Origin of the sequence: Corallococcus exercitus (genome assembly GCF_042231735.1) — a bacterium.
Taxonomy (GTDB): domain Bacteria; phylum Myxococcota; class Myxococcia; order Myxococcales; family Myxococcaceae; genus Corallococcus; species Corallococcus exercitus_B.
Genome location: NZ_CP102577.1, coordinates 9,942,645 through 9,955,758 on the forward strand (window position 1 = coordinate 9,942,645; position 13,114 = coordinate 9,955,758).

The following is a 13,114-nucleotide window of genomic DNA, read 5'->3' on the forward strand; positions in this document are numbered from 1 at the left end:
CGCCCTGCGCGCGCACAACCTTCGTTGATCCGAACACTTGCGGGTTGTCCCTGGGGACGAAACGCCATTGTTTGTCGAACTGCCGTTCCCAAGGGGGGCAGGGCCCTTCCCTCTCCAGAGTCGATGCCTACCCTCCGCCCCTGAACACCTTGGAGGGCTGGCATGGGACACGGGCGTCGCTGGATGGGGCTGGGGGTGGTGCTGGCGCTCCTGGTGACGGGGGCCTCCGGATGCAAGGACTCCGGTCCGGCGCCCGGCACGCCGCCCCCGGGCGACCGCCATGATGATCCGCCCCTCAACAACGACGACGCGGGCGTCATCGGTCCGGACGGCGGCATCGTCGTTCCCGAATACGACGCGGGCACTCCGGAGGAGGAGCCGGACGCGGGCACGCTGCCTGACGGTGGCAGCGCGCTGCCCGAGCGCGACCCGGATGCCGTCCACAAGGAGAACCAGAAGAAGGGCACCACGGGCTGGCGCATCGACAAGAACGCCAACAGCCGGGAGATTGAAGGCTACGCCCTCAAGGCCACCCTGAAGCAGGGCGAGTCGCTGCGCGTGGCGGTGTCCCTGTCCGAGGAGCGCAAGTTCAGCTGGTTCGTCTACCGCCTGGGCTACTACGGCGGCGTGGGCGCCCGCGAGGTCGCGCGCGGCGGCCCGGTGCAGGGCACGCGGCAGGCGGACTGTCCGGCGGATCCAACGACGGGTGTCATCGCCTGTTCCTGGTCTCCCACGCTGGAGATCCCCATCGGCGAGGACTGGGTGCGCGGCGTGTACGTGGTGAAGCTCGTGCGCGACGACCGGCCGTCGCGCTACGTGCCCTTCTTCGTGCGGGACGCCAACCCGCGCGCGGAGGTCGCGGTGCTCATGCCCACCGCGAACTGGGCGGCGTACAACACCTGGGGCGGCACCAGCCTCTACGATGATCAGAAGGGCGTGATGAAGGCGCATGGCGTCGCGCGCGCCTTCCAGTCCTCCTACGACCGGCCCTACTACCGGGGCCAGGGCTCCGGGCACCTGATGTTGGACGACCTGAGCCTGGTGACGTGGCTGGAGTCCCAGGACCTGGACGTGGGCTACTTCACCGACGAGGACATGGACGAAAGCTACGACTTCCTGCGTGGCGCGAAGGTGCTCGTGATGTCCGGCCACGATGAGTACTGGTCCTCCAGGCAGCGCGACCACGCGGACCGCGCGCTGTCGGAAGGACGGTCCATCATCAACCTGGGCGCGAACAACGCGTACTGGCAGGTGCGGATGGAGCCCTCCGCGGACGGCCGTCCGCGCCGCATCGTGACCTGCTACAAGGGCGCGCCGCAGGACCCGTACAAGGACCAGCGCAGGACGGTGAAGTTCCGCGACCTGCCCGCGCCACGTCCGGAGAACGCGCTCCTGGGCGTGCAGTTCGCCGCGCGCTGGCACCAGTGGCCCTTCCCGACCGTCATCACCAACCCGGACCACTGGGTCTTCAACGGTACGGGCTTCAAGGCCGGTGACACGCTGTGGATGGCGAACGGCTACGAGGTGGATCAGCTGGTGAACAACGGCCGCCAGCCGGCCGGCGTGGAGGTGCTCGCGGAGTCCCCCTCGCTGTCGCTCCAGGGCGGCTTCGGCTTCGCGCACATGGTGGTGCGCAAGCAGGGGGACGCGTACGTCTTCTCCGCGGGCGGCATCGACTTCGTGCAGAAGCTGGCCGGGGTGGCGGACCGCGTGGCGGATCCGCGCGCGGGCCGCATCGTGGCCAACGTGCTCTACAAGGCGCTGGGCCGGAAGCTGCCGGGCGACCTGGTGAAGTTCCAGCCCCCGGCGGCGCCCGCGCCCATGGGCCCGTTCGCCGCATCCGTGACGACGGTGGCGGGACAGCCCGGCAAGCGCTGCCACGCGGGCGCGAAGGTGGCGCCGGATGAGCTGGGCGCGCCGCTCGCCGTCGCCGTGCTGCCGGATGGCGGCTGGGCGGTGGCGGACGCGCTGGGCAACGCGGTGAAGCGCGTGTCCGCGGACGGGAAGATCCGCACGGTGCTCGACAAGCTCTACGGCCCCATGGGCATCGCCGCGGACGCGCTGGGCAACCTCTACGTGTCCGACACCGAGAACGCCGTCATCCGTCGCATCACCCCCGAGGGCAAGTCGGAGGTCTTCGCGGGCACCTCGTGGGGCTACCAGGACGGCCCCGCGCTGGCGGCCGCCTTCAACCAGCCGGCGGGCCTGTCCTTCACGCCGGACGGCACCGCGCTGCTCGTGGCGGACCTGAACAACAGCGTCATCCGCCGCATCGACATGGTGACCCCGGGCAACCCGGTGACGACGCTCCAGGGTGACTGGCTCTACCGTCCCTCCGCGGTGGTGCAGGCCGCGGACGGCACCGTCTACGTCGTGGAGAGCGGCATGGCGCGCGTGGTGCGCGTGCGCGACGGCGTCACCACCGTGGTAGCGGGCTCCACGCCCGGCTACCGCGACGGCGACCCGAAGGAGGGCCAGATGCTGCCGTACCTGGGCCTGGCGCTGCTGCCGGACGGCTCGCTCGCCATCTCCGACCCGGGCAACTACCGCGTGCGCCGGCTCGTCTTCGACGCGTCGGGCGAGCCGCAGAAGCTGACCACGCTCGCGGGCAGCGGCCGCTACGGCGCGGAGGACGGCGCGGGCAGGGACGCCCAGCTGGTGCTGCCCGCCGGGCTCGCGGTGGGACCGGACGGCACGCTCTACGTCGCGGACGCCGGCAACTCGCTGGTGCGCGCCATCCAGCGCTGACTACCGGCCCGGGTTGCGCATGCCGCCCAGCGGCGGCGGCGCGTCCATCTCCTGCCGCGTGCGCCGCCGGTCCGGGGTGTCGCGCGGCAGCTCCACGAAGGTGCACATCTCGCAGAGCCGGCTGTAGATGCGCTCGCCCACGCGCTCGCGCAGCAGCTCCGCGTCCTTCATGGCGGAGCGGGCGTCGTCCGTGGTGCGGTAGCCCGAAGGCGCGCTGCTCCGGGCGCCCTTGCGCTCCGGCTCCAGCGAGTAGTTCGTCGCGAAGAGCGTCGTGCGCCCCGCGTTGTAGCGCCGGGCGATCAGCTCATCGAGCGTCTCCATCTCGAAGGGACTGCCGCGCCCCTTGCCCAGCTCGTCGATGGCGAGCACCTCCACCTCCGACAGCGGCCCGATGATCTCCCCGCCGCTCTTGCCGTCCTGGAAGCCGCGCCGGATGGTCGCGTAGAGGAGGGAGATTTCGACGTAGCGGGACTTCACGCCCATCTCCAGCACCAGGTGGCCGAGCGTCGCCGCGAGCAGGTGCGTCTTGCCCGTGCCCACCGGCCCGCTCAGCACGAAGCCCTTGTTGGTGGCGCCCTTCACGTACTGGTGGGCGAAGTGCATCGCCACGCCGCGGCCCCGGTCCTGCGCCTCGTTGAAGGGCCGGTAGTTGTCGAACGACGCGTGCGCCATGACGCCCGGCATCTGCACGTCGTTGTAGAGCGCCACCCGCGTGCGCCTGAGCGTGCACACGCACGGCTCCAGCACCTCATACGTCCGGGCGCCCATCTTCGCGCTGAAGGTGCCTTCCTTCTGCACCAGGATGTGCCCGCGTCCACCGCACACCGGGCAGTCCGCCGAGCACGTACACACCCGCGCCGACGCAAGCTCTCCGCGCCGCTCGATGAGGTACGTCCGCCCGCCGCACAGCCCACACGCCTCGCCGTTCGCCTTGGCAGCCATCGTGCCCAGCCAATAACACCGTCCCCCGCGCCCGTCAGCCCACTGACCGGCCGTTCAGGCGTGCGGGAAGAGGCCCACCTGTCAGGTCTCCTTCATGTCCAGCCGCCGTCTGACGGCCGCCTGGAGCCGGAAGCGCCGGGCCACGCGCCGCGCGCGGGCCGTCATCAGCTGCTGTTCACCGGTGCGCGCATCGCGCCACACCGTGCGTCGCTCCGAGAAGGGCAGGGCGCGCAAGAGCGCCATCAGCGCCCACGCCTCCTGTTGATCCATCGCCGCGGGCTCGTGTGGCACGCACGCGAGCACCGTGTCCAGCAGCCGGTGCACCCGGGGCGCCAGCGCGGTTTCACGCTCCGTCAGGGCCCGCAGCGCCGCGCACAGCCGCGCGTGCCGCACCTCTTCCCAGGAGCGCGCGGGGCGCTTCTTGGAGGACGGGCGCGCCTCCTCACCCTGGCCCGCGGACAGGTCGCGATACTTGCGGATCTCCGTCTCCACCTGGCGCCGGCACGCGCGCAGTGAGCGCAGCACCGGCTCTCCGGGCCGCGCGTCCCACAGCGCCTTCTCCGCCGAGCGCGAGATGCCGCGGGCCACGACCTCGAAGGGCACGCCTTCCCGCGCCCACGCGGTGACGAGCTCGGTGTCCAGCGCGGACAACATCAGGCCCGCGCCACGCACCGCGAGGAAGTAGTCCTGCACCAGTTCTTCGAAGCTGGCGCTCTCCGGCAGAAGGCTCATGATCCGACAACCACTCCAGGCAGGGCGACCAGGCGAACAGCCGCCAGCTTCCCATACCCGTTGGGGCCGCCGGTGCAACCTTCCTGTCGCTGTCTGAAGCGGGCCTTTTCCACAGCGAAATTGAAGTTTTCCCGCCTGCTATCCAACGGACCGGACGTCCGTCCGTCCAAGTTGACCCGCCTTGCGGAAACCGCGCATAGTACGGGTCCCCTCATGGAAATTCCCGAAGATTCCCGGACACTTGCCAAGCAAGCAGGCATCCAGGGACGCCGGTTCCCCGCTCCTAGGAAGACCATGCGCCGCTCGTTACTCGTTTGCCTCGTTCTCCTGACTTCCATGGCTTCGGCCCAGGAGAAGAAAGCACTGCGCGACGCTGACCTGGGCAAGAAGTCCACGACCACCGTGGACAAGTCCCTCGCTGGCGACATCACGCGCCCGAAGGAAGCCCAGCAGGCCGCTCCCGCGCTTCAATATGATCAGTTCCGCCTGGGCGTGGAGGTGCAGGTCGCCTCCAAGCGCCGCGAACAGATCGAATCGCTGAAGAAGATCATCTCGCTGTCTCCTGATCAGAAGGAGGCCCCCAGCCTGCTGTTCCGCCTGGGCGAGCTCTACTGGGAGGAGTCGAAGTTCTTCTTCTTCGAAGCCAACCGGAAGGACGACGAGCTCATCGTCGCCATGAACCGCAACGACGCCGCGGCCCAGCAGAAGGCCAAGGCGGAGAAGGCGGAGCTGATGGCGAAGGTGAAGGAGAACGGCAAGTACGCCGTCGAGCAGTACACGAAGATCGTCCAGGAGTACCCGAAGTTCGAGCGCACGGACGAAGTGCTCTTCTTCCTCGGCCAGTACCTGATGGAGGACGGCCAGGACAAGAAGGCGCTCGTCGCGTTCAAGCGCCTGGTGGAGAAGTACCCGCAGTCCAAGTACATCCCGGACGCGTACTTCGCCTTCGGCGAGTACTACTTCAACAACTCCAAGGGCAAGCGCCCGGAGCTGGAGAAGGCGCTCGCGGCCTACAAGAAGGCCGCTGAGTTCCCGGAGAACCAGGTCTACGCCTTCGCCCTCTACAAGCAGGGCTGGTGCTACTTCAACATGGGCGAGTACGAGTCCGCGAAGGACAAGTACAAGACCGTGGTCCTCTACGGTGAGCTGGCCGGCGCCGGCGCCGTGGAGAAGGACGGCAAGGCCAAGGCGAAGGGCTCGCTGGTGCGTGAAGCGCGCGGCGACTACGTGCGCGCGTTCGCCCGCGAGGGTGACGTCACGCAGGCCCGCGCGGACTTCGGCAAGGTCGCCACCAATCCGGAAGACCGCTTCGCGATGATGAAGCAGCTCGCGAACCTGTACTACGGCGACGGCAAGGACCGCGAAGCGGCCATCACCTACAACTCGCTGATCAAGGAGAAGCCGCTGTCGCCGGAGGCTCCTGGCTTCCAGGGCAAGATCGTCGACTGCATCCTGCGCATGGGCAACAAGGAGCGCACCGTGGCCCAGGTGCGCCGGCTCGTGAAGATCATGAAGGACGTCGAGTCCTCCGGCGTCATCAAGGACGACAAGGACAAGAAGGCGCTCGCGGAGGCGAAGGAGCTGTCCGAGCGCACGCTCTCCAACCTCGCCGTCACCTGGCACAACGAGGGCAAGAAGACGCGCAGCGAGGAGACCTTCAAGTACGCGGACGCCGTGTACAGCGACTACCTCACGCTCTTCCCGGAGAACCCCAAGGCGTACGACCTGCGCTTCTTCTGGGCGGAGCTCCTCAACGACAACCTCCAGAACTTCGACAAGGCCGCCGCCAACTACACGCTGGTCGTCCTCCAGGACGCCAAGGTGCTGGAGGCCAAGGACGACAAGGGCAAGCCCAAGCCGGGCAAGCCGGGCAAGTGGCTGACCAACGCCTCCTACAACGCCGTGCTCGCCTACGACGAAGTGGTCAAGGCGGCCGAGGCGCGCGGCGAGGCCAAGTCCGAGTCCGCCGGCACGGACATCCAGAAGAAGATCGCCATCCCCACGCTGAAGAAGTCGCTGCTCGACGCGTGCGAGCGCTACCTCAAGTACGTCCCCAAGGGCGACAAGCGCGTGGAGATCGCCTTCAAGGCGGCGAACATCTACTACCGCCACAACCACTTCGACGAAGCGGTGCTGCGCTTCTCTGAAATCGCGCTCGGCTACCCCGAGTACAAGTTCGAGGACGGCCAGCGCGCCGCGGAGATCGCCGCCAACCTCATCCTCGACTCGTACAACCTGCTGGGCGACTTCGCGAAGGTCAACGAGTGGGCCCGCCGCTTCTACGCCAACGACAAGCTGGCCACCGGCAAGTTCCGCGACGACCTGGCGAAGCTGATTGAGCAGTCGTCGTTCAAGCTGGTCAGCCAGCTGGAGGAGAAGAAGGAGTTCTCCAAGGCGGCCGAGGCGTACCTGAACTTCGTCCACGACTTCCCGCAGACGGAGATCGCGGACCTGGCGCTCTACAACGCGTCCGTCGACTACTACAAGGCGAAGAGCCTGGATAAGGCCATCGAGGTCCGCAAGCGCCTGTTCGCGGAGTACCCCCGGTCCAAGTACGTGCCGGACTCCATCTACGCGAACGCGGAGGCGCTGGAGGCCATCGGTGACTTCGAGGAAGCGGCGACCACCTACGAGCTCTACGTGCGCGGCTACGAGCGCAACCTGAACGAGAAGGGCGGCGCGCCCGCGGCGAAGGCCAAGGCGAAGAGCAAGGCCAGGGGCAAGGCGAAGCAGGCCTCCAACGACTCCGGCCCCGCGAAGCCCGCGGTGGTGCAGAAGTGGGACGAGTCCAAGGCGCAGATCGCCCTGTTCAACGCGGCCACCTACCGCGAGGGCCTGGGCCAGCTGAAGGCCGCGCTCAAGAACCGCGAGCACTACATCGAGCTGTGGCCCAAGTCGAAGGACGCCGAGGCCGCCTTCCTGTCCGTCGTGGACCTGCACGTGAAGCAGGGCGCGTACATGAAGGCCATCAAGCTGCTGGAGGAGTACGAGCGCGACAACATGCGCTCCCAGAGCAAGTTCCTCATGGCCGAGGGCCGCATCGTCGACATCTACACGAAGATGAAGAAGACGCGCGACGTGGCGCGCATGAACAAGCGCATCTACGAGTACTTCGACCAGCTGCCCCGCCGTCAGCAGACCGCGCTGGAGAAGCCCGCGCTCGCCGCCGCCGCGCAGGCGAACCTGCTGGCCATCGAGCCGGACTGGCACGAGTTCCGCCGCCTGAAGCTGTACTGGGGCGTGCCGCCGTCGCCCGAGCGCTTCAAGGGCTCGCTGGCCGACAAGGGCCGCGCGCTGGAGGTGGTGCAGAAGAAGTACGTGCAGACCGTGGCCCTGGGCGCCCCGGAGCCGGCCATCTGCGCGCTGCAGCGCATTGGCCTCGCGTATGACCACATGGCGGAGCTCGTCGTGAACGCGCCCATGCCGCGCGGCCTGGACGAGGAGTCGCAGCAGGCGCTGCGTGACGAGTTCAGCAACCAGGCGCAGCCGCTCAAGGACAAGGCCACGGAGGCCTTCTCCAGCGCGGTGGCCAAGAGCCGCGAGCTGGGCGTGTTCAACGACTGCGCCGCGGCGAGCCTGAAGATCCTGCGCACCACCTACGCCCCGGACCGCTACCCGGAGGTGCTGGAGGAGAAGCTCGCGCTGAAGAACAAGGAGCTGGTGCTGGGCGGCGACCTGCTGGCCGCCGTGCAGGACATCCCGCCCCCGGTCACCAAGGTGGAACCGGAGAAGCAGGCCAAGAGCGAGGCGCTCAACGAGGACCTGTCCGCGCTGACCAACGCGCTTCGCCAGCAGACCGAGTCCGAGGTCGCCAAGCCCGCCGCCGCGTCCCAGGACGGCAGCGCCCCCAAGAAGACCGTTGATGATCAGGAGCCGGAGGACTTCCTCTAATGAATCGCCGCATGCACCCGTTCCGCCCCCTCCTGCTGGCCACGCTGGCGCTGACCGCCGTCGGCTGCTCCACCACGCAGACCGCCGCCCCGACCCCTGCCGCCAAGCCCGTGGCCGCCCCCACGGGCCCGGTGTCCATCTCCAACCGCGCCATGCTGCTGTTCGATGACGCGGTGAAGTCCTTCGACGCGCAGAAGAAGGCCAAGGCCTTCGACTACCCGTCGCTGGAGCGCAAGTTCAGGGCCGCCCTGGAGGCGGACCAGAACCTCGCGGAGGCCGAGTACAACCTGGGCGTCATCGCCGAGCGCATGGGCAAGCCCGACGAGGCGAAGGCCCGCTACGCGGCGGCCCTCACCAAGAAGCCGTCCCTGCGGCAGGCGTCCGACAACCTGGCCATCATGAAGCAGAACGGTGGCGACGTGGCCGGCGCGGTGGCGCTCTACCAGGACGTGCTCACGCGCTACCCGGATGACGCGGGCTCGCGCGCGCGCCTCGCGGAGATCTACCGGCAGAACAACGACCACGACAAGGCGATGGAGCTGTCTCGCGCCGCGCTCATGCGCGACCCGATGAACACCAACGCCCTCAAGGTGATGATCCGCAGCTACCTGGACCGCAAGCAGCTGGCCATGGCGAAGCTGGTCGCGCTGCGCGCGGTGAAGCTGGACAGCACGGATCCGGAGCTGCACCAGGCCGTGGGCCTCATCCTCCTCAAGGAGGGCGACAGGGAGGGCGCGCGCCTGCAGTTCAAGAGCGCCCTGGAGGCGAAGGCGGACTACGTGCCGGCGCACGTGGAGCTGGCCCAGCTGGCGCTCAACGCGGAGGACTTCCCCGGCGCGGAGGAGCACCTGCGCCGCATCCTGCAGTCCGACGGCAAGAACGCCGCCGCGCACGTGGACCTGGGCATCGCGCTCAAGGGCCAGGGCCAGTACGACAAGGCCATGCAGGAGTACGACGAGGCGGAGAAGCTCAACCCGGACCTGGGCGCCACGTACCTCAACCGCGGCATCATCCTGCACAAGGTGAAGGACGCCCCCGAGCGCGCGGTGGAGCTCTACAAGAAGTACGTCGCGCTGGCGGGCGGCGAGGTCGCGCTCAACGCGGAGTCCCCCGTCTTCGGCCTCATGCGCGAGGCGGAGAGCATCGTGCAGGCCAAGCGCGAGGCGAAGGCCGCGGAGGACCAGGCCAAGCAGATGGAGGCCCTCCAGGCCCAGCAGCAGGCCGCGATGAAGGCGGAGGAGGCCAAGCAGAAGGGCCAGACGCCGCCGCCTCCTCCTGGCGCCGCGACGCCCGTGTCCGGCACCGGCACCGCCCCGCAGGCCACTCCGGCCGCCGCGACGGGCGCGCAGCAGCCGGCCGCGACCCCCGCCGCGGGGAAGCAGGCAGAGCCTGCCCAGAAGAATGCAGCCCCGGTGGACTCGGACGAGCCCACGGACGACCTGCTGTGATGTGGGAGACGCCCGCCAGTGGCTTCACGCTGGCGGCGCGGCTCGGGAAGATGCGAACCTTGAGAGCCCCCCGCGCGCAAGGGCGGGGGCCGCCATGCGGAAACACCAGTGGGCCTTCGGAAGGGGCCCCACGTGGAGGCAGGATGCGGAAGTGGCTGATGCTGTGCGTGACGATGTCGGTGGCCCCGGCCTTCGCCCAGGACGAGGGCAAGGCGCAGGGTGAGGGTGGCGGCGCCCGGATGCAGAAGACGACCAACATCGACTTCGAGGACGACACCATCGAGGGTGATCTCACGAAGCCGGATGGTGAGTACGTCGAGGCGCGCAAGACCGTGAAGCACTCCAACCTCATCCGCATCCGCGAAGACTTCGAGGACAAGGTGATGCAGTCCGTGGGCGAGCTGTAATCCCCCCTCCACGAACTGAAAACCGCGGCGGGAACCTTCCGCCGGCACCGTTGTCCAAGAGCGCAAAGCCTACCTGGAGCCCCCCATGGCCGTACCCCTGACACTCAAGGTCTTCAAGGGCGACACGCTGGTCGCCTCCAAGGACTACGAGCGCGACATCATCAAGATTGGCCGTCTGTCCTCCGCGCACCTGTGCCTGGAGGACGACAAGGTCAGCCGCATCCACTCCGTCATCGAAGTGGCCGCCGACGGCTCCATGTCCATCATCGACATGGGCAGCGTCGAGGGCACCTACGTCAACGGCAAGCGCGTCAACAAGGGGCAGGTCTCCTTCGGTGACGAGGTCCGCGTGGGCGGCACCACCATCCGTCTGGAGAACCCGGCCGCCGTCGCCGCGGTGAACCTGGCCGCCGCCGTCGCGCAGGCGGACGCGCCCACGGACAAGAACCCCACCATCGCGCCGGTGGCCCCCGCCGCCGCCATCGCGCAGGCCGTGGCCGCGCCCGTCGCCGCTCCGGTGGCCGCGCCCGTCGCGACGCCGGCTCCGGCGCCCGCCGCCGCGCTGGACGCGTCCGTCGCGCCCACGCAGAAGAACGTCGTGGTGCCCGCCCGGGCTCCCAAGGCCAGGGCCGCCGTGGCCGTGGAGGACGACACGCACGAGGAGCAGGACGCCGCGCCGCGCGTGCGCACCGTGAAGAAGACGAAGTCCAGCGGCCCGCAGGGCGTGTCGCTGCGCCTGCTCTGGGGTGACCAGCGCGTGGGCGAGTTCTTCGTGCCCCCCGGCGCGAAGAAGGGCTTCACGGTCGGCAGCGCCAAGGGCGTGGACTTCGTGATGGGCGACACCAAGCTGGGCGCCCCCACGTTCGAGGTCCTGCGCACCGACGGCCAGTCCTTCACCTTGCGCTTCGTGCGCAAGATGAAGGGCGAGCTCACCCGCAAGGGCGAGACGCTGGACCTGGAGGCCGTGATGGAGTCCGGCAAGGCCTCCCAGGACGGCGACGCCTACGGCCTCACGCTGGAAGCGGACGACTTCGTCTGGGTGGACCTGGGCGGCCTCACGCTGGAGGCGCAGTTCCAGCCGGTGCCCAAGCGCGTCGTCGTGCCGGTGGGCGAGAGCATCGACTACACGGCGCTCAACATCTTCCTGGTGATGTTCTTCATCGCCACCGCGTTCGTCATCCACTCCATGAACCAGAGTGGGGAAGGGGACGAGTACGCGGATGAGCTCGCGGGCAACGACGCGCGCATCGCGAAGCTGATCATCAAGGCTCCGGAGGCCCAGAAGAACAAGTTCCTGGAGAAGCTGAACCAGCAGAAGGAGAAGAAGTCGGGCGAGATGGCCCAGAAGTCCCGCGGCGACGAGGGCCAGATGGGCAAGAAGGACGCGCCCAAGTCCAACAACCGCACCGCGCCCAAGGGCGACCCGAACAAGAAGGACGAGGCGCGCGCCCTCACCGCGAAGATCTTCGGCGGCGGCAAGGGCGGCATCTCCACCATCTTCGGCAAGGCGGGCCTGGGCGGCGAGCTCAAGAGCGCCATGGGCAACATGTTCGGCGCCAAGGCCGGCGACGCGGGCGGCTTCGGCGGCCTGGGCCTGCGCGGCAGCGGCGGCGGCGGCGGCGGCACCGGTGACAGCATCGGCATCGGCGGCATCGGCACCAAGGGCCGTGGCGGCGGCAGCGGCAGCTACGGCACCGGCGTGGGCACGCTCGGCGGCAAGCAGAGCGTGGACGTGGGCATCACCTCGTCCGATCCGGAGGTCATGGGCTCGCTGGACAAGGAGCTCATCCGCCAGGTCATCCAGCGCAACCGCGGGCAGATCCGCTACTGCTACGAGAGCCTGCTCAACCGCTTCCCCAAGCTGGGCGGCAAGGTGTCCGTGAAGTTCGTCATCAGCGCCAACGGCTCGGTGGCCACGTCCAACGTCGCGCAGTCCACGGCGGGCAACTCGGACCTGGAGACCTGCGTGGCCGGCCGCGTGCGCACCTGGAAGTTCCCGGAACCCAAGGGTGGAGGCTCCGTGATCGTCACCTACCCGTTCATCTTCAAGCAGGCCGGTGACTGACGTAGAATCAACACATCCGTAAGTCCGCGCGGGCGGTCCTGGACACAGGGCTGCCCGCTTCTTCAATTCACCCCTCCCGCCCCCGCGGGAGGCCTGCCCCCCACCAGGCCGCCTTCCATGCAGAAACTTGCTCCTCTTGCCCTGAGCGCCGCCCTCCTTCTTCCCGCGATGGCGGGCGCCCAGGACACCCCCAGCGCCGGCTCCAACGCGATGAAGGACCGGCCCGCGGTGACCTTCAACGAGGTCGAGCGCGGTGTGTACTTCGGCGTGTACGGCGGTCCCTCGTGGATCACCAACCCGCCCGCGGACTCCGGCCCGCGGCCCTTCTCCTCCGGCCAGATGGCCCAGGTGGAGCTGGGCGTGGACCTGGGGGAGCGCCTGTCCCTGGGCGTCTTCTTCATGGGCTCCGCCAACCGCGCGGGCGCCGAGTACGTCGGCTACTCGCAGGGCGCCGCCTCCGGTGACTTCACCATGCTGGTGCCCGGCGCCGTGGCGCGCGCCCGCCTGGTGGGCTTCGCCGACAGCCAGGAGGTCAAGCGGACGTGGATCTACGCCCGCGCCGGCGTGGGCTACGCGATGTTCTCTCCCAAGAAGCTCCTCCCGGATTCCGACATTCTTGTGTTTGCCGGGCCCGGAGTGGAGTACTACACGCGGCTGCGCCACTTCTCGGTGGGGCTGGAGGTCGTGGGGAACTACCTCGCCTCCAAGGGCGCCTTCGGGTTCGCGGTGGCGCCCAACATTCGCTACGCGTTCTAGCGGGAGATTCACGTGGCTCAGGAGAATGGAAGCGGTGGATCGCGTCCGGGTGGACGCGGTCCGAACGGGGGCGCGCCGGGCCAGGGGCCCCGTCGTGACGGACCGGGAGGCTTCGGCGGTCGTGG

8 protein-coding genes are annotated in these 13,114 nt (G+C 68.8%); 6 read left to right on the forward strand and 2 right to left on the reverse strand.

What is annotated here, in order from left to right:
* Positions 1 to 162 precede the first annotated feature (162 nt).
* Positions 163 to 2,748, forward strand: a complete 2,586-nt coding sequence (locus NR792_RS40075) for a N,N-dimethylformamidase beta subunit family domain-containing protein (protein ID WP_375757943.1) — start codon at positions 163 to 165, stop codon at positions 2,746 to 2,748.
* Here the strand turns inward: NR792_RS40075 and NR792_RS40080 are convergent, their stop codons facing one another.
* On the reverse strand, positions 2,749 to 3,690 hold the full coding sequence (locus NR792_RS40080) for an ATP-binding protein (protein ID WP_375757944.1): 942 nt from the start codon (positions 3,688 to 3,690) through the stop codon (positions 2,749 to 2,751).
* An 81-nt stretch (positions 3,691 to 3,771) separates the two neighbouring features.
* Positions 3,772 to 4,422: a hypothetical protein gene (locus NR792_RS40085; protein ID WP_375757945.1), complete on the reverse strand. Its 651-nt coding sequence runs from the start codon at positions 4,420 to 4,422 to the stop codon at positions 3,772 to 3,774.
* Between the two features lie 294 nt (positions 4,423 to 4,716).
* Here NR792_RS40085 and NR792_RS40090 point away from each other — a divergent pair, with 294 nt between their 5' ends.
* The 5 genes from NR792_RS40090 to cglE all read left to right on the forward strand — a co-directional run bounded on the left by NR792_RS40090 (position 4,717) and on the right by cglE (position 12,989).
* On the forward strand, positions 4,717 to 8,313 hold the full coding sequence (locus tag NR792_RS40090; RefSeq protein WP_375757946.1) for a tol-pal system YbgF family protein: 3,597 nt from the start codon (positions 4,717 to 4,719) through the stop codon (positions 8,311 to 8,313).
* Complete coding sequence (gene gltE, locus NR792_RS40095; protein WP_375757947.1) at positions 8,313 to 9,761, forward strand: adventurous gliding motility TPR repeat lipoprotein GltE; 1,449 nt, start codon at positions 8,313 to 8,315, stop codon at positions 9,759 to 9,761. The genes NR792_RS40090 and gltE overlap by 1 nt, the downstream gene beginning before the upstream one ends.
* 143 nt (positions 9,762 to 9,904) lie before the next feature.
* Positions 9,905 to 10,168 (forward strand): adventurous gliding motility protein CglF, encoded by a 264-nt coding sequence (cglF, locus tag NR792_RS40100; protein WP_375757948.1) that lies wholly within the window; start codon positions 9,905 to 9,907, stop codon positions 10,166 to 10,168.
* An 85-nt stretch (positions 10,169 to 10,253) separates the two neighbouring features.
* A complete protein-coding gene (gene gltG / locus NR792_RS40105) occupies positions 10,254 to 12,233 on the forward strand; it encodes an adventurous gliding motility protein GltG (protein WP_375757949.1) in 1,980 nt (659 codons plus the stop codon).
* Between the two features lie 117 nt (positions 12,234 to 12,350).
* Positions 12,351 to 12,989, forward strand: a complete 639-nt coding sequence (cglE, locus tag NR792_RS40110; RefSeq protein WP_375757950.1) for an adventurous gliding motility protein CglE — start codon at positions 12,351 to 12,353, stop codon at positions 12,987 to 12,989.
* The last annotated feature ends 125 nt before the right edge of the window (positions 12,990 to 13,114 follow it).

What these genes read in the sequence shown, in the direction of transcription:
- NR792_RS40075 (WP_375757943.1), top strand. Translation starts at nt 163, where the DNA reads ATGGGACACGGGCGTCGCTGGATGGGGCTGGGGGTGGTGCTGGCGCTC.
- NR792_RS40080 (WP_375757944.1), bottom strand. Translation starts at nt 3,690, where the DNA reads ATGGCTGCCAAGGCGAACGGCGAGGCGTGTGGGCTGTGCGGCGGGCGG.
- NR792_RS40085 (WP_375757945.1), bottom strand. Translation starts at nt 4,422, where the DNA reads ATGAGCCTTCTGCCGGAGAGCGCCAGCTTCGAAGAACTGGTGCAGGAC.
- NR792_RS40090 (WP_375757946.1), top strand. Translation starts at nt 4,717, where the DNA reads ATGCGCCGCTCGTTACTCGTTTGCCTCGTTCTCCTGACTTCCATGGCT.
- gltE (WP_375757947.1), top strand. Translation starts at nt 8,313, where the DNA reads ATGAATCGCCGCATGCACCCGTTCCGCCCCCTCCTGCTGGCCACGCTG.
- cglF (WP_375757948.1), top strand. Translation starts at nt 9,905, where the DNA reads ATGCGGAAGTGGCTGATGCTGTGCGTGACGATGTCGGTGGCCCCGGCC.
- gltG (WP_375757949.1), top strand. Translation starts at nt 10,254, where the DNA reads ATGGCCGTACCCCTGACACTCAAGGTCTTCAAGGGCGACACGCTGGTC.
- cglE (WP_375757950.1), top strand. Translation starts at nt 12,351, where the DNA reads ATGCAGAAACTTGCTCCTCTTGCCCTGAGCGCCGCCCTCCTTCTTCCC.